Annotated in this window: 13 protein-coding genes; 6 read left to right on the top strand and 7 right to left on the bottom strand. The window is 71.6% G+C overall.

What is annotated here, in order from left to right; translation table 11 throughout:
• Positions 1-92: 92 nt before the first annotated feature.
• Both AC07NG_RS17180 and AC07NG_RS17175 read left to right on the top strand, forming a co-directional pair.
• Positions 93-1,433, top strand: coding sequence for a glycoside hydrolase 5 family protein (locus tag AC07NG_RS17180; protein WP_494595293.1), 1,341 nt, complete (start codon positions 93-95; stop codon positions 1,431-1,433).
• A gap of 90 nt (positions 1,434-1,523) precedes the next feature.
• On the top strand, positions 1,524-3,695 hold the full coding sequence (locus AC07NG_RS17175; protein ID WP_494595292.1) for a hybrid sensor histidine kinase/response regulator: 2,172 nt from the start codon (positions 1,524-1,526) through the stop codon (positions 3,693-3,695).
• A gap of 149 nt (positions 3,696-3,844) precedes the next feature.
• On the opposite strand, the gene cydX is transcribed toward AC07NG_RS17175, so the two are convergent.
• Genes cydX through AC07NG_RS17160 form a run of 3 tightly spaced genes read right to left on the bottom strand, consistent with a single transcriptional unit; the run spans position 3,845 to position 6,698 of the window.
• Positions 3,845-3,964, bottom strand: a complete 120-nt coding sequence (gene cydX, locus AC07NG_RS17170; RefSeq protein ID WP_110119140.1) for a cytochrome bd-I oxidase subunit CydX — start codon at positions 3,962-3,964, stop codon at positions 3,845-3,847.
• Positions 3,965-3,976: 12 nt separating this feature from the next.
• On the bottom strand, positions 3,977-5,119 hold the full coding sequence (gene cydB / locus AC07NG_RS17165; RefSeq protein ID WP_494595291.1) for a cytochrome d ubiquinol oxidase subunit II: 1,143 nt from the start codon (positions 5,117-5,119) through the stop codon (positions 3,977-3,979).
• 13 nt (positions 5,120-5,132) lie between these two features.
• Positions 5,133-6,698: a cytochrome ubiquinol oxidase subunit I gene (locus AC07NG_RS17160; protein ID WP_494595289.1), complete on the bottom strand. Its 1,566-nt coding sequence runs from the start codon at positions 6,696-6,698 to the stop codon at positions 5,133-5,135.
• 124 nt (positions 6,699-6,822) lie between these two features.
• On the opposite strand from AC07NG_RS17160, the gene cydD reads away from it, so the two are divergent.
• From cydD to fixJ, 4 genes are read left to right on the top strand one after another with little or no spacing between them, the layout of a single operon-like run.
• Positions 6,823-8,466 (top strand): thiol reductant ABC exporter subunit CydD, encoded by a 1,644-nt coding sequence (gene cydD / locus AC07NG_RS17155; RefSeq protein ID WP_494595287.1) that lies wholly within the window; start codon positions 6,823-6,825, stop codon positions 8,464-8,466.
• Positions 8,463-10,112, top strand: a complete 1,650-nt coding sequence (locus AC07NG_RS17150; protein WP_494595286.1) for an ATP-binding cassette domain-containing protein — start codon at positions 8,463-8,465, stop codon at positions 10,110-10,112. Before cydD ends, AC07NG_RS17150 begins: the two co-directional genes overlap by 4 nt.
• A 6-nt stretch (positions 10,113-10,118) precedes the next feature.
• On the top strand, positions 10,119-11,618 hold the full coding sequence (locus AC07NG_RS17145; RefSeq protein ID WP_494595285.1) for a PAS domain S-box protein: 1,500 nt from the start codon (positions 10,119-10,121) through the stop codon (positions 11,616-11,618).
• Positions 11,615-12,223, top strand: a complete 609-nt coding sequence (gene fixJ / locus AC07NG_RS17140) for a response regulator FixJ (protein ID WP_494595283.1) — start codon at positions 11,615-11,617, stop codon at positions 12,221-12,223. Before AC07NG_RS17145 ends, fixJ begins: the two co-directional genes overlap by 4 nt.
• Positions 12,224-12,415: 192 nt before the next feature.
• On the opposite strand, the gene AC07NG_RS17135 is transcribed toward fixJ, so the two are convergent.
• The 4 genes from AC07NG_RS17135 to AC07NG_RS17120 all read right to left on the bottom strand — a co-directional run bounded on the left by AC07NG_RS17135 (position 12,416) and on the right by AC07NG_RS17120 (position 16,522).
• Positions 12,416-14,131, bottom strand: a complete 1,716-nt coding sequence (locus AC07NG_RS17135) for a hypothetical protein (protein WP_494595281.1) — start codon at positions 14,129-14,131, stop codon at positions 12,416-12,418.
• A 75-nt stretch (positions 14,132-14,206) separates the two neighbouring features.
• Positions 14,207-14,605: a VOC family protein gene (locus AC07NG_RS17130; protein WP_494595280.1), complete on the bottom strand. Its 399-nt coding sequence runs from the start codon at positions 14,603-14,605 to the stop codon at positions 14,207-14,209.
• A 2-nt stretch (positions 14,606-14,607) separates the two neighbouring features.
• Positions 14,608-15,309 carry an alpha/beta fold hydrolase gene (locus AC07NG_RS17125; protein ID WP_494595278.1) on the bottom strand — a complete coding sequence of 234 codons (702 nt, stop codon included), beginning with the start codon at positions 15,307-15,309 and terminating at the stop codon, positions 14,608-14,610.
• The gene (locus AC07NG_RS17120) at positions 15,302-16,522 is read right to left on the bottom strand and encodes an MFS transporter (protein WP_494595276.1); all 1,221 of its coding nucleotides are present in this window, start codon (positions 16,520-16,522) and stop codon (positions 15,302-15,304) included. The genes AC07NG_RS17125 and AC07NG_RS17120 overlap by 8 nt, the downstream gene beginning before the upstream one ends.
• Positions 16,523-16,582: the final 60 nt, after the last annotated feature.

Genomic DNA, 16,582 nt, shown 5'->3' with positions numbered 1-16,582 from the left:
CGATTAACTTCATCAAATTTGTTTAATCGCTGGACCGGCCCCGAGGGCCTCCGCTAACGTCCCGGCAAATCAAAAGTGGGGAGACACCGGGAATGCTTTCGCGACGCGCGATCCTGGCCGCCGGCGCGGCGAGCCTGACGGCCGGTTCGGCCGCCGTTCCGACCCTGGCCGCGGCGCGCCCGGGCTTTGTGAAGGTCGAAAAGGGCCGCCTTTCGCTGGGCGGCAAGCCCTATCGCTTCGTCGGGGCCAATCTCTGGTACGGCGCCTGGCTGGGGGCTCCGGCCGCCTTCGGCGACCGCGCGCGCCTGACCCGCGAACTCGACAAGCTGCAATCGCTGGGCGTCACCAACCTGCGTGTCCTGGGCGCGGGCGAGCGCTCGCCGGCCAAGGTGGCGCTGGATCCGACCTTCCGCGGCCCCGGCGAGGACTACGACCAGGACCTGCTGAAGGGCCTGGACGTGCTGCTGGCCGAGATGGGCAAGCGCGGCATGAAGGCCGTCATCTACGTCAACAACTTCTGGGACTGGTCGGGCGGCATGCCGGCCTATCTGAACTGGACCGGCAACGGGACCTGGTTCCAGCAGGGCGACCCGGCCCACCCCTGGCCGCAGTTCGCCGACTATTCGGCCCGCTTCTATGCCGACGGCAAGGCCAACACCCTCTTCCGCCACTATGTGAAGGCCCTGGTCGGCCGCACCAGCACCGTCACCGGCAAGCCCTATCGCGACGACCCGACGATCATGGCCTGGCAGCTGGCCAACGAGCCGCGCCCGGCCGGCAGCGAGGCGTTCGGCAAGGTCAACCGCCCCGCCTACGACGCCTGGATCGACGGCACGGCCCGCTTCATCAAGAGCCTGGACGCCAACCATCTGGTCTCCAGCGGCAGCGAGGGCGACATGGGGTGCCTGGGCAGCGAGGCCTGCGTGGCCGAGAGCCACAAGACCCCGGCCATCGACTACCTGACCCTGCACGTCTGGCCCAACAACTGGGGCTGGATCTCGATGACCGACCAGCCCTCGACCTACGAGGCCGGCGAGGCCAAGTCGCGCGACTACATCCGCCGCCACATCGCGCTGGCCAAGCGGATGGGCAAGCCGCTGACCATCGAGGAGTTCGGCCTGATCCGCGACGAGCGCGCCTTCGCGCCCGGCTCGCCGGTCACCTTCCGCGACCGCTTCTACAAGATGGTGTTCAGCGAGGTCGAAGCCGACATCAAGGCCGGCGGCCCGATCGCCGGCGTCAACTTCTGGGCCTGGAACGGCGAAGGCCGCGCCCAGCACCCCGACGCCTGGTTCAAGAAGGGCGACCGCTCCTATGTCGGCGATCCGCCGCAGGAGGAGCAGGGCCTGTTCGGCATCTTCGACGCCGACGCCTCGACGGTCGCGCTCATCCGCGACCACGCCAAGGCGGTGAAGGCGATCAAGCGCGCCTAGACACGCTGAGGAAGCGGTAAGCGGATGCTCAACCCTTCCTTCAAAGCTTGGCCTGTAGGGTTCCCGACATAGCGAGCGTCGGGAACCCGAATGAGCACGGTCAATCCGAAGGACCACGACGACCGGGCGAGGCGACGCCGTCGCCTGGCGGCGCTGTGCGACACGCTGCTGGCCTCGCCCTCGCGGGTGAACGGCCTGGCCGCGCGGCTGGCCTTCTGCCTGGCCGTCTGCGTCGCCACCCTGCCCTATTCGCCCTGGATCCCGCCCCTGGCCTGGCTGGCGGTGATGGCCGGCCTGGCGATCGCCGAACACCGGAACCTGCCGCCGGGCCGGACCCTGTTTTCCTGGCTGCAGAGCGCCGGCTACGCCGCGGCGGCCTTCTACCTCACCTTCTTCGAGACCGGCGCGGCCCAGACCTTCGGCGTCACCCTGTTCGGGGTGGTGATGTTCGAGATCGTGGTCCGCGACTACGCCCGCCCCCGGCGCCTGGCGATCAACATGTCGCCGATGGTGGCGGCGATGCTGCTGGTGCAGACCGTGGCCGCCATCTTCCTGATCCGCGCCGACCAGCCCTGGCGGCTGGCCACGGTGCTGGCCACCTCCTACGTCGTGTTCCGCGCCCTGCGCACCGTGCAGGTCGACCTGGCCCGCGCCCGCGCCGAGCTTGCCGACGCCTCAAGCCGCGCCCAGGCCGACGCCCGCACCATTCGCGAAGCCCACCGCATCGCCCTGATGGCCGAGGCCATGGCCGGGGTCGGCCACTGGCGCGCCGACATCGCCAGCGGCGCCATCACCTGGTCGGAAGGCGTCTTCCGGATCTTCGGCCTGCCGCCGGCGCCCGTCGCCCCGGGCCTGACCGAGCAGCTGACCTTCTTCGACCTGTCCGAGCGCGACGCCCTGGAGACCCAGTTCCGCTCGGCCGCCATCACCGGCGAGCCGTTCGAGACGAGCCTGCGGCTGACCCGCACCGACGGCGCGCTGCGCCACGTGGTCTGCCACGGCGCGGCCGAGCTTGGCCCCGACGGCCAGGTCGAGACCCTGTTCGGCGCGGTGATGGACGTCACCGAGGCCCACGTCCGCGAAGCCGCCCTGCTGGACGCCAAGCTGCAGGCCGAGGCCGCCGCCGAGGCCAAGGCCGAGTTCCTGGCCAATATGAGCCACGAGATCCGCACGCCGCTGACGGCCATCAACGGCTTCACCGCCCTGCTGGGCGAACTGGACGACCTGCCGCCGACGGCCGACGCCTATGTCCGGCGGGTCGACACCGCCGGCCAGGCCCTGCTGGCCGTGGTCAACGACATCCTCGACTTCTCCAAGCTGGAGGCCGGCCACGTCGCCCTCTCGCCCGCCCCTTTCGCCCTGGAGCCGTTCCTCGACGACCTGGCGGCGATGTTCGCCGAGCAGGCCAGGGCCAAGGGCCTGGCGCTGGTCGTCGAGATCGATCCCGACGCGCCGGCCGTGCTCAGCGCCGACGCCGGCCGCCTGAGCCAGATCGCCGTCAACCTGCTGGGCAACGCGGTGAAGTTCACCGAGGCCGGCGAGGTGCGGATCAGCGCCGCCTTCCGCGACGGCCTGCTGCACGTGGCGGTGTCCGACACCGGCTGCGGCGTGCCGGCCGACAAGCGCGAGCGCCTGTTCCAACGCTTCTCGCAGGTGGACGGCTCGATCAGCCGCCGGCACGGCGGCACGGGCCTTGGCCTGTCGATCTGCAAGGGCCTGGTCGAGCTGATGGGCGGCGACATCGAGATGGTCCCCGCCGACGGCGGCGGCTCGGTGTTCCGCTTCCACGTTCGCGCCACGCCGGCCGACCTGGCCGCGAGCGCCGCGCCGGCGCGGACGGCTTCGGTGGAGGGTCCGGCCGCCCAGGTGCTGGTGGTCGACGACGTGGACGCCAACCGCGAGCTGGTGCGGGCCATGCTGCAGGCGATCGGCCACGAGGTGATCGAGGCGGCCAGCGGCGCCGAGGCCGTGCTGATGGCGTCGGACCGGCCGTTCGACCTGATCCTGATGGACCTGCAGATGCCCGGTATGGACGGCTTCGCAGCCGCCCGGGCGATCCGCGGACCGATCTCGGCCAACCGCCAGACGCCGATCATCGCGCTCAGCGCCGACGTCCTGCCCGAACATGTCGGGGCCACGGCGGCGGCGGGGATGAACGGTCACATCGGCAAGCCGATCTCGGCCATGGAGCTGATCGGGGCGGTCGAGCGCTGGTCGGGCGTGCGCCTCGACGCGGCGGAGCCGACGCTGGCCGAGGCCTGAAATTACTCCTCCCCCGTGAAACGGGGGAGGTGGCGCGGCGCTATCAGCGCCGTGACGGAGGGGGCGAGTGACAGAGCGCGGTGCGCGCCGCCGCCCCCTCCACCGCTTCGCGGTCCCCCTCCCCCGCACGCGGGGGAGGAGATAGAGGCTCAGGGCTCCGAAAGCCCCGTGTCGCCCTCGTCGGTGAGGTTGAACTCGTACCAGACGCCGTTGAGGACGCCGAAGGCCAGGGCCAGGCCGAGGCCGAGGATCCAGGTGAAGTACCACATAGGTCGATCTCCTCAGTACAGGGCCGGGTCGGTCTTCAGGGCGGCGCTGCTCGTGCGGCCCCAGAGCACCCGATAGACGAAGGCGGTGTAGGCCAGCACCACCGGCAGCAGCACCACCACCACGATCAGCATGGTGAACAGGGTCGAGTGGCTGGACGAGGCGTTCCAGACCAGGAAGCTGGAATGGGCGTCGACGGTGCTCGGCAGGATGAACGGGAACATCGACAGGCCGCTGGTGGCGATGATGCCGGCGGCCGAGGCCGAGGATCCGCCGAAGGCCAGGCCTTCCTGGCGCTTCAGCAGGCCGAAGGTCGCGAAGGCCGCGCCGACGAAGCCCAGCACCGGGGCGATGACCATCCACGGATAGCGGACGTAGTTGTCGAACCAGGCGCCCGGGGCCGCCACGGCCGTGGCGCGCAGCGGGTTGGAGGGCCCGGCCGGATCAACCACGCCCTCGACGCGGAAGCCGAGCTTGCTGGCCAGCATACCGCCGACGGCGAACAGCACGATGCTGGCGACGCCCGCGACCAGGCCGAACTTTCGGGCGCGGTCGACGATCGGCCCCCGCTCGGCCTTCACCGACAGCCAGGCCGCGCCGTGCAGCACCAGCATGCTGGTCGACAGCAGGCCGCAGACCAGGGTGAAGGGCGTGAAGAGTTCGAAGAACGAGCCGTGATAGGTGCTGCGCAGGTCGCTATCGAGCTTGATCGGCGCGCCTTGCAGCACGTTGCCGACGGCCACGCCGAACACCAGGGCCGGCACGAAGCCGCCGATGAACAGCGACCAGTCCCAGAACGAGCGCCACTTGGCCTCCGGCCGTTTGGACCGGTACTTGAAGCCGACGGGTCGCAGGATCATCGCCGACAGCACCAGGAACATGGCCAGGTAGAAGCCCGAGAAGGTGGCGCCGTAGACCATCGGCCAGGCGGCGAAGATCGCCGCCCCGCCGGTGATGAACCACACCTGGTTGCCTTCCCAGGTGGCGCCGATGGTGTTGATCACCGTGCGCCGCTCGTCGTCGTTGCGGCCGACGAAGGGCAGCAGGGCGGCGACGCCCATGTCGAAGCCGTCGGTCAGGGCGAAGGCGATCAGCAGCACGCCCAGCAGGCCCCACCAGATCAGGCGGAGGGTCGGATAGTCGAGGGGGAGTTCCATGATCTGGTCTCCTTTAGGCGACGGCTTCGGCGACGGGCGCGCCGGAGTCTGTGGGGAAGGCTTCCTGTTCGGCGAACGGACCCTTCTTGATGGTCTTCAGGATCAGCCCGACCTCGACCACCGCCAGGGCGCCGTAGAGCAGGGTGAAGCCGACGATGCTGGCCAGCAGCTGCGGCACGCTGAGGCTGGAGGGCGACAGGAAGGTGGGCAGCACCCCGTCCACGGCCCAGGGCTGACGCCCGACCTCGGCCAGAACCCAGCCCAGCTCCGTGGCGATCCAGGGCAGCGGGATGGCCAGCACCGCCAGGCGCAGGAACCACTTGGTGTGATGCTTGCGCAGGGTGACCAGCACGAAGGCGGTGGCGAAGAGGGCGATCATCAGCAGGCCCGTGCCGGCCATGATGCGGAAGGCCCAGAACATCACCGGCACGTTGGGCACGGTGTCCCAGGCGGTCTTGGCGATCAGCTCCTTGGAGGCCGTGCGCGGGTCGGCGACATGGCGCTTGAGCAGCAGGGCGTAGCCGAGGTCGCGGCGGTTCAGCTCGAAGACGGCGCGAGCCTCGATGTCCTTCGGATTGGCCTTCAGCTTCTCCAGCGCGTCATAGGCGACGACGCCGTGCTCTATGCGGTCCTGCGCCGAGGCCACCAGTTCGAAGATGCCTTCGACGGGCTTGTCGATGCTGCGCGTGGCGATCAGGCCCAGCACGTAGGGGATCTTGACCTCGGCGTGGGTCTTGCGGTCGGCGAGGCTGGGGATGCCGAAGGCGGTCAGGCCGGCCGGGGCGGGCTCGGTCTCCCACATGGCCTCGAGGGCCGCGAGCTTCATTTTCTGGTTGTCGGTGAGGGCGTAGCCGCTCTCGTCGCCGAGCACGACGACCGACAGGGCGGACGCCAGGCCGAAGGCGGCGGCGACGGTCATCGACCGCTTGGCCACGCCCGTCCAGCGGCCCTTCAGCAGGTAGAAGGCCGAGACGCCGAGCACGAAGACGGCGGCGATGGTGTAGCCGGCGCTGACGGTGTGCACGAACTTGGCCTGGGCCACCGGGTTGAAGATCACGGCCTTGAAGTCGGTCACCTCCATCCGCATCGTATCGGGATTGAAGGCCGCGCCGACCGGGTTCTGCATCCAGCCGTTGGCGATCAGGATCCACAGGGCCGACAGGTTGGTGCCCAGCGCCACCAGGAAGGTGACGAGCAGGTGGGTCACCGGCTTCAGCTTGTCCCAGCCGAAGAACATCAGCCCCACGAAGGTGGCTTCGAGGAAGAAGGCCATCAGGCCCTCGATGGCCAGCGGGGCGCCGAAGATGTCGCCCACATAGTGCGAGTAGTAGGCCCAGTTCATGCCGAACTGGAATTCCATGGTGACGCCGGTGGCGACCCCAAGGACGAAGTTGATGCCGAACAGCGTGCCCCAGAACTTGGTGACCGTGCGCCAGATCGGGCGCTTGGTCATGACGTAGACCGCCTCCATGATGAACAGCATGAAGGACAGCCCCAATGTCAGGGGCACGAAAAGGAAGTGGTACAGGGCCGTGAGGGCGAACTGCAGGCGGGATAAATCGACGACGGCGGGATCCATGGGTAGCTCCGGGGTCGAACGGCGATCGGTCGCGCCGGACGAGCATCTCGCCTTAGGCGTGTCGGCGGAAGGGGTCTTTGATCCCGATCAAGGCCGCTCTCCGATGGAGCGCTAGACCCCGCTCATGACCGCCCGCTCCCCCGTCGAGACCGAGATCCTCACGCTCGCGCGCCCGTGGCTGCGCGGCTTGAACAAGATGACCGCAAACGCGGGGCGATCGGCGGTGCTGTGGCGGCTGGCCGACGTGGCCGGGGCGGCGGGTTTCGCCGCGGGCCTGGCCTTCGGCATCGACGCCCTGACGCGCAGCCTTTCGGAAGCCCTGCCCTTCCTGGCGCTGGCCCTCGGCTCGGCCCTGGCGCGCGGGGCGATGGCGGCGCAGGCCGGCAAGGCGGGCGCGCAGGCCGCCGCCCAGGCCAAGGCCCACGCCCGGCGCGAAGCCGCCGCTTCGCTGCTGGCGCCCGGCGCGCCGCGCGGCGGGGCCGCCGTCACCGCCGTGATGGAAGGCGTCGAGGCGCTGGACGGCTATGTCTCGCGTTTCGCGCCCGCCCGCAGCGCCTCGGCGATCGCGCCGCTGCTGCTGATCGCCCTGACCGCCGTCGCCAGCCCGGTCTGCGCCGGCATCCAGCTCTTCACCCTGCTGCCCTTCATCGCCGCCATGGCCCTGGCCGGCATGGCCGCCGCCGACGCCTCGCGCCGGCAGTTCCTGGCCCTGGAGCGGCTGTCCAGTCTGTTCCTCGACCGGGTGCGGACCCTGCCCGTGGTGCTGGCCTTCCAGGCCGAGGGGCGGGTGACGACCGGCCTGGCCGGCGCGGCGCTGAACCTTTCCAAGCGCACCCAGGCGGTGCTGCGGGTGGCGTTCTTCTCGTCGGCGGCGCTGGAGTTCTTCGCCGCCCTGTCGGTGGCGCTGGTGGCGGTCTATTGCGGCTTCAACCTGCTGCGGCTGCTGCCCTTCCCGGTTCCCGAGGCGCTGGACCTCAAGCGGGCCTTCTTCGCCCTGGCCCTGGCGCCGGAGGTCTACGCCCCGATGCGCAGGCTGGCCGCCGCCTATCACGACCGCCAGGCCGCCGAGGCCGCCGCCCTGACCCTGGCCCGCCTGCCCAAGTCCGCCCCCGCCGCCGCTCCGCTGGCCCTGACGAAGGCGCCGAACATCCGCTTCCAGGGCGTCGGCGTGACCTATGCCGGCGGCGAGGCGGCGGTGTTCGAAGGCCTCGACCTGATCGCCGCCGGTGGGACGATCACCGCCCTGCTCGGCCCCAGCGGCTGTGGCAAGACCACCGTGCTGAACCTGCTGACGGGTCTCGCCCCGCTCACCGCCGGCGAGGTGCGGGTCGGCGACGCGAAGCTGTCGGCCGCCGGATCCTTCGCCGCCGACCTGGCCTGGGCCGGGCAGTCGCCGCTGCTGCTGGCCGGCTCGCTGGCTGACAACCTGGCGCTTGCCCGCCCGGGCGCCTCCCGCGACGAGCTCGAAGCCGCCGCTCGCCGCGCCGGCCTGTCCGACCTGCTCGACCGCCGGGGCGGCCTGGATGCGCCGCTCGACGAGCGCGGCGGCGGGTTGTCGGGCGGCGAGCGCCGGCGCTTAGGGATCGCCCGCGCCCTGCTGAAGCCCGCCCCGATCCTGCTGCTGGACGAGCCCACCGCCGATCTCGACGCCGCCGCTGAGGCCGCGATGATCGCCGCGATCAGAGAGGCCGCCGCCGGCCGCACGACCCTGATCGCCACCCATTCGGAGGCCCTGGCCGCCGTCGCCGACCAGGTGGTGCGCCTGTGAAGACCGCCAGCGCCCTTTCCAGGCTCGTCGCCGAGCAGCGCCGCCGCCAGGCTAAACCCTTGATCCTGGCCGCCGCCTGCGCCGCCGTGGTCGGCGCGGCCTCGACCACCTTGCTCGGTCTCTCGGGCTGGTTCATCACCGGCGCGGCCCTGGCCGGCGTCGCGGGCCTTGCGACCGCGCAGGCGTTCAACGTGCTGCTGCCCAGCGCCATGATCCGCTTGCTGGCGATCCTGCGCACCGGCGCCCGCTACGGCGAGCGGCTGCAAGGCCACGCCGCGGCGCTGGACGCCCTGGCCGCCATCCGCCCGCGCCTGTTCGCCGCCCTCGCCGCCGCCCCGCCGCGCGAGGCCCTGGCCGTCTCGCGCGGCGAGGCCGCCGCCCGCCTGGTGCAGGACGTCGACGCCGTCGAGACCCGCTTCGTGCGCCTGTCCGCCCCCTGGGGCGCGGCCGCCGGGGTCGGGCTGGCGGTGGCGCTGTCGGCGATCGCCGGGGTCGGGCCCGCCGTCGCCATCGCCCTGGCCGTCGCCCTGCACCTGATCCTCGCCCGCCTGCTGACCCGCAGGCTCAGCGCCCCGGCCGGCGCGGCGATCCAGGCGGCGGCGGGCAAACTGAAGGAGGCCCTGGCCGCCTTCGCCGCCGCAGCGCCCGAGCTGAAGGTCTATGGCGCGCAAGGTCCCGCCCTCGACCGCATCGCGCAGCTCGGCGGCAGGCTCGACGCCCTGAAGGTGCGCGCCGTGCGGGCGCAGGGCGTGCTGGCCCTGTCGGAAGGCGCGCTCACGGGCCTCGCCGTCGCCGCCGTCCTGGCCCTGGCCGCGCCGGCCGGCGCCCCGCTGGCGGCGCTGGCGGCCCTGGCCGCGGTGATGGCCATCGAGGCCGTCGGCCCCATCGCGCGGGCCTTCGAGCAGGACGGCGCCGCCGAGGCCGCCGGCGAGCGGCTGGACGCCATCCTGCGGCACACGTCCGTGACCGCAACGCCAGTCGCCGTCGGCCGTCCCGCCCTGCGCCTGCTGGGCCAGGACCTCGCGTCCGGCGCGCGGCTGGCGATCGTCGGCCCCACCGGCTGCGGCAAGACTACCCGTATGGAGCAGTTGCTGGGCCTGCGCGACGCCCCCGCTGGCGCCTTCGCGCTCGATGGCGTGGACGGCGCGACCCTGTCGCCCGTCGAACTGCGCCAAGCCTTCGCCTACGCCCCGCAGGACGCCGCCCTGCTGGCCGGCACGGTGCGCGAGAACCTCAAGCTCGCCGCGCCCAAGGCCGACGACGAGACGCTGTGGGCCGCGCTCGACGACGCCGCCCTGGCCGACCGTGTCCGCGCCTTGCCGCAAGGGCTCGACACCTGGCTGGGCGAGGCCGGCGAGCGGCTGTCGGGCGGCGAGCGCCGTCGCCTGTCGCTGGCCCGCGCCCTGCTGCGCGACGCGCCCTGGCTGCTGCTGGACGAGCCGACCGAGGGCCTGGACGCGGCGACCGAGGCCCGCGTCGTCGCGCGCCTCGACGCCCGCCTGCGCGCCACGGGGCAGGGCCTGGTGCTGGTCAGCCATCGCCAAGCGCCGCTGGCGCTCTGTGAACGGAGCGTCTCGCCAGAGACGGTGTCCCCGGCCGCCGGACCGGCTATAAGCGCGCCCATGACCACGACGGCGACGCTCTAGACGATCATGGCCGCGCCCCAGCGCCCGCCCGCGCCGCTGTACAGCGAGCTTCGCCTCGGCGTCTTCATGGCCGCCGCCGGCCTGGTGGCCGGCTGCGCACTGCTCTATTTCGCCCTGCCCAGCCGCTACGCCGCCCCGGCGACCTTCCTGCTGTTCGTGCCCTCGGTGCTGATCAGCGCCGCGCTCGGCGGCCTGATCCCCGGCCTGGTGGCCACCATCCTGGCCTCGGCCATGGTCTGGTTCCTGACCTTCTCGCCCCAGCCCGACCAGGCCACGGCGGTCTCCAGCCTGGTGTTCCTGATGATCGGCGTGGGCATGTCGATCGGCGGCGGCTGGTTCCACGCAGCCCGTCGGCGGATGGCCGACATCACCGACCACCTGCGCTCGGTGCTCGACACCGTGCCCGACGCCGTGGTGGTGATCGATCCGCGCGGGATCATGACCTCGTTCAGCCCGGCGGCCGAGCGACTGTTCGGCTGGAACGCCCCGGAGGTGATCGGCAGGAACGTCAGCATGCTGATGCCCGAGCCGCACCAGACCGCCCACGACGCCTATCTCGAGCGCTATGAGCGCACCGGCGACAAGCGGGTGATCGGCATCGGCCGCATCGTCACCGGCCTGCGCCGCGACGGCACGACCTTTCCGATGGAGCTGGCGGTCGGCGAGACCAAGGGTCCCACCCGCGCCTATACCGGCTTCATCCGCGACCTGACCGAGCGCCACGCCACCGAGAGCCGGCTGCAGGAGCTGCAGGGCGAGCTGGTCCACGTCTCGCGGCTGACGGCCATGGGCGAGATGGCCACCACACTGGCCCACGAACTGAACCAGCCGCTGTCGGCCATCGCCAACCTGCTGACCGGCTCGCGCCGGCTGATGGACCGCGGCCGCCCCGAGGACCAGGCCAAGGTGCGCGACGCCATCGACCGCGCCTCGGACCAGGCGCTGCGGGCCGGCGACGTCATCCACCGCATGCGCGAGTTCGTCCGCCGCGGGGCCACCGAGCGCGACGTCGAGAGCCTGTCGGAACTGGTCGACGACGCCCGCGCCCTGGCCCTGATCGGCGTGCGCGAGGGCCAGGCCGAGGTCAGCATCGCCCTGGATCCGGCCTGCGACGCCGTCTTCGCCGACCGGGTGCAGATCCAGCAGGTGCTGGTCAACCTGATCCGCAACGCCGTCGAGGCCATGGACGGCCGGCCGGTCCGCCGCCTTTCGGTGACCAGCCGCCGGCAGGACGACGGGGTCGTCGAGGTCGCCGTGGCCGACACCGGCTCGGGCGTCGACGACGCGTTCCGCGCGCGGCTGTTCGAGCCGTTCATGACCACCAAGGCCGAAGGCATGGGGGTGGGGCTGTCGATCTCGCGCTCGATCATCGAGGCCCACGGCGGCCGCATCTGGGCTGACGCCAATCCGGGCGGCGGCACGGTGTTCCGCTTCACTCTGCCGCCCGCCCCCGCCCGTGCGACCGACACCACCGCCGAAGAGACCGACCAGGAGACCACCCGATGAGCGACGCCGTTGTGCACGTGGTCGACGACGACGCCGACGCCCGCGACTCCCTGGCCTTCCTGCTGGAGACGGCCGATTTCCGGGTGCGCACCTATCCCGACGCCCAGGCCTTCCTGGCCGCCCTGCCCCAGGCCGAGCCCGGCTGCGTGATCACCGACGTGCGTATGCCCGGCATGTCGGGCCAGGAACTGGTCAAGCGCCTGCGCACCGAGGCCTCGGCCCTGCCGGTGGTGATGATCACCGGCCACGGCGACATCCCCATGGCCGTCGAGGCCATGCGCGACGGCGTGGTCGACTTCATCGAAAAACCGTTCTCGGAAGCCCGCATCCTGGCGGCGCTTGAGCGCGCCCTGGCCAGCGCCGCCCCCGCCCAGCCGGCGGTCAGCGACGACCAGGCCCAGGTGCTGGCCCGCATCGAGACCCTCTCGGAGCGCGAGCGCCAGGTGCTCGACGGCGTGGTGGCCGGCCAGCCCAACAAGATCATCGCCCGCGACCTGGGCATCAGCCCGCGCACGGTCGAGATCTACCGCGCCAAGCTGATGAGCAAGATGCACGCCGACAACCTGGCCGCCCTGGTGCGGATGACGCTGTCGGTACGGGGCTGATGTCGACCTAGGGCGGATCGACATTTACCGGCCTGAGCTCATTTTTCACCGAGCATCCCCGCGAAGGCGGGGATCCAAGCCGAGGTCGGAATCGATCCACGGCCGCGCCTCATCCTGAAATCCAGCTTGGATCCCCGCCTTCGCGGGTAGACACGGATTTGAAGGTCGCGAACGGCTGAATGTCGAAACGCCCTAGGCCGCCGGGCAGCGGATCGGCTTCAGCGGCTTGACCTCTTTGGCGCTCGGAACCTCGGCCTTCAGCAGCTTGCTCAGCACTGGATCGTCGGGCAGGTCGCCGATCGCCTCCTTGGCCTCGCGGCGCTTCCACGCCTCGGCGGCTTGCGCCAGCAGGGTCCGATCGCCGGCGTCGAGCGCGGGCGAGACCGCCATCCGCTTGGCCAGGCCGATGCTGAAGGAGCCGCCAGACCGCCCCCAGGCCCGGATCATCGCCGCGCGCGGGCCTGGACCGGCGCAGAACACCCGCGTCGCCGCCGCTTCATCCGCCTCGTCTCGACCGACGCCGTACCAGCGCAGGGCGACGTCCAGCGGCAGCGTCAGGGGATCGCCGGGCCCGCCGACGGCCGGCGAGGCCAGCACCTCGGGCCGGATCAGCTCGGCGTTGGCCCAATCGGTGATCTCGTTGTAGTGGCCCGACAGCATCAGGGTCAGGGCCGGATCGGCGCGATAGTCGGCGGTCAGCAAGGCCTTGGGTCCTTGGGCGAAATCGGCTTCGACGTCGAACCGGGCCTTGGCCTCGTTCGCCAGCGCCAGGGAGAAGCGCGGCCAGCGGGAGGCGACCGACGGATCCGAACGCCAGCGCGGCGGCTCGGAACCGTAGGGGTCCTCCTGCACCCGCGCCACCATGGCCAGCAGGGCCTTGGCCTCGTCGGCCGAGGCGGCCGCCGCCAGCCGGGCGGGAACGCGCGCCTCGATCAGGTCGTAGGCCCGTCTGTACTGGCCGTTGACGGCCAGGAAGCGCAGGCCGATGTCGAGGTCGGCGAGCGAGGCGTCGTCGCGCAGAAACGGCTCGAAGACCGGCGCGGCGTCGGCGTGCCCCTCCTCGATCAGCGCTTCCAGTATGGCGGTTTCACGCGGGTCGCGCGCAGGCTTGACCGGCGGCCAGCCGCCGGTCAACTCGGCCATGATCAGGTCGGTGAAAGCCGCTGCCTCAGACTGTTCGGCGTCGAAGGCCGCATCGCGCGGCGCGTAACGCGGCGGTCGGCCGGCCTTGAGGTCGTCATAGGCGGCCAGCAGGAACGGCGTCGGCTTCCACGGCGAGATCGAGCCCAGGTGGCCGCCGATGTCGCGGGCCAGCGCCGTCTCGTAGGGCGTCTTGCCCGGCTTGGCGTCGAGCTGCGCCTTCAGCGCCTCCAGCCGTGCGAGCCGGGCCATGGTGTCGGGATCGCGCTGGATGTCGAGATAGGTCCGCACCATCCGCGACCACGGACTGTCCGGTCCAGCATAGTCCTCGTTCACACGCGAGAACGCGAAGGGCAGCACGCCCAGGCGCTCGCCCCGATGCCCGAGCAGCAGCAGGTAGCTGCCGCCCTTGGCCAGGGTCATGCGGTTGCAGGGACCGTTGTGGCCTTCCGGGTGCGAGAAGGTGACGTCGTCGGGGTCGCTGCGCACGGTGCGCCCCATCAGCAGTCCCCGAACCTCGATCTCGCCCGCCAGATCGCCCTTCAGGGTCTCGCTCACCCGCAGACGCATCGGAGCGTCCCAGGGCGAGGCCTCCGGCGCCAACGGCGGCGCGGACACCGGCGTGGCGACGACGATGGCGTCGGCGACCTGCACGAGCTCGAAATTGCTGGGCCGGACATAGCCGTAGGCCGGGGAGCAGGCCCGCGCCGCCGGCGCCGCGCCCAGCGCCAAGGCCGCCGCCAGGCCGATCAACCAAGACTGTCGCATCACGCCTCCTCCCGTTTCGGAGGAGCTTACGAAGCGGCCTTTAAATCTACAAGCGTAATCCAGTTACCTGAACGCCTAGCGGGCGGCCACGTCGTGATAGCGGCTGACCTCGATCAGGTTGCCGTCCGGATCGCGGAAATAGACCGAGGCCATCGGCCCCAGCGCGCCGTTGCGTTCGACCGGTCCCAGTTCCACCGGCGCGGCGCAGGCGGCCAGATGCGCGATCACCGCCTCGATCGGCTGCTCGGTGATCAGGCAGAAGTCCGCCGCGCCGGCAACGGGGGCCGCGGCCTTGGGGGTGAACGGGGCGTCGGCGGTGTGCAGGTTGATCTTCCAGCGGCCGAAGCGAACCGCCGTCGGCTTGCCGGGCGTCACCACCCGCTCGGCGCCCAGCACCCGCTCGTAGAAGGCGGCGCTGGCCTCGATCGAGGCGACGACCAGCACGAAGTGGTCCAGGCGGTCGACGGCGATCATCCTCAGGCCTCCGTCAGCCAGGCGCGCAGCAGGGCCGTGGTCTCGTCCGGCCGCTCCATGGCCGGCAGGTGGCCGCAGTCGGCGAAGACGTGCAGGGTCGAGCCGGCGACGCCCTCGTGGATCGCCTGGGCCTCGGCCGGGGGCGTCAGGCGGTCGAGATCGCCCACCGCCACCAGGGTCGGCACGCGGATGTCGGCAAGACCGGGACGCGAGTCCGGCCGGCCCAGGATCGCCTGCTGCTGGCGCAGGAAGGCCTCGCCGCCGACCCGGCTGGCCATGGCCTTGACCTCGCCGGCCAGGGGATCGTTCAGCCGCGACGGGGGCAGCAGTTGCGGCATCATCTGCTGGGTGACGCCCAGGAACCGCCCGACCGACAGGGCCGCCATGGCCCGGCGGCGCTGCTCGGCGCGCTGGGGGCTGTCGGGCGCGGCGCTGGTCGAGAACAAGGCCAGGCGCGTCACCCGCTCCGGCGCCTGGCGCAGGATCTCGAAGGCGACATAGCCGCCCATCGAGAGGCCGCCGAGGGCGAAGCGCTCGGGCGCGGCGGCCAGCACGCGAGCGGCCATGGCCGAAACGCTGTCGTCGAGGGTCAGGTCGGCGATCTGGATATCGGCGACGTCGTGCAGGGCCAGCGCCTGCTCGCGCCACAGACGGGCGTCGCACAGCAGGCCGGGCAGGAGAACGAGCGGGGCGAGATCAGCCATGGCGGGTCTCCTTCAAACGCAGGGCCAGGACGCCGGCGATCACGGCCAGCACGACGGTGAAGGCCGCCACCGCCGGCCAGCCGCCCACGCGCCAGAAGCCGCCGCCGGCCGAGCCGGCCAGGCTGGAGCCGACATAGTAGAACAGCAGGTACAACGCCGCCGCCTGGCCTTTGGCCTTGCCGGCCAGCGCGCCGACCCAGCCGCTGGCCACCGCGTGGGCGATGAAGAAGCCGATGGTGACCAAGGCCACGCCCGCCACGATCCACGGCAGACCGGCCGGCAGGGTCAGGGCCACGCCCGCCAGCATGATGGCCAGGCCGATGGCCAGCAGGGTGCGACGCCCCCAGCGGTCGGCCAGCTTGCCCGCCGTCGACGAGGCTACCACCCCGAAGGCGTAGACCAGGAAGATCAGGCTGGTCTGGCCCTGGCTGAGGCCATAGGGCGGGTCCTCCAGGCGGAAGCCGGCGTAGTTGAAGATCGTCACGAAGACGCCGGTCAGGCAGAAGCCCACGGCGAACAGGGCCAGCAGGCGCCGGTCGGCCAAGGCCTGGCCCCAGGCGGCGGCCTGGGCGGCGCGGTCGCGAGCCGGGGTCGGCTGGAAGTGGCGCGAGCGCGGCAGCAGCAGGAAGAAGGCGGCGGCGGCCAGCAAGTCCAGCGCCCCGATCGTCGCCATGGCCGAGCGCCACGAACCGACCTCGACCAGCAGGCCCATGCCGACCCGTCCGGCCATGCCGCCGAAAGCCGTGCCGGCGACGTACAGACCCATGGCCGCGCCCAGGTCGCGCGGCTCCATCTCCTCGCCGACATAGGCCATGGCCACGGCCGGCACCCCGCCCAGCAGGAAGCCCTCGGCCGCCCGCGCCAGCAGCAGCATCGGCCAGTTCGGCGCGAAGGCGGCGGCGAGGTTCAGCAGGGCCGCCAGACTCATCGAGGCGAACATCAGCCCCTTGCGCCCCAGGCTCTGCGACGCCGCCCCCGCCAACAGGATCGCCACGGCCAGGGCGGCGGTGGTCAGCGACAGGGCCAGCGAGCTCTGGGCCGGGGTCAGGCCGAAATCACGGGCGAAGGTCGGCAGCAGGGGCTGCACGCAGTAGAGCAGGCTGAAGGTCGAGAAGCCGCCCAGGAACAGGGCCAGCGACATGCGCCGAAACCGCGCGGTGCCGGCGGCGATGCGCGGCGGCGAAAGATCGGTCGTGGGGGCCAGGGCGGTCATGGCGTCGATCTAGAAGTCGGCCGCCCCATAGTCCAATATATGGCGAAGGCTTTCTTGATC

The organism is Caulobacter sp. GW821-FHT10C03, from assembly GCF_059415485.1.
The sequence above is the reverse complement of the archived record's forward strand: the minus strand, read 5'-3'. Positions and strand labels throughout refer to the sequence as shown.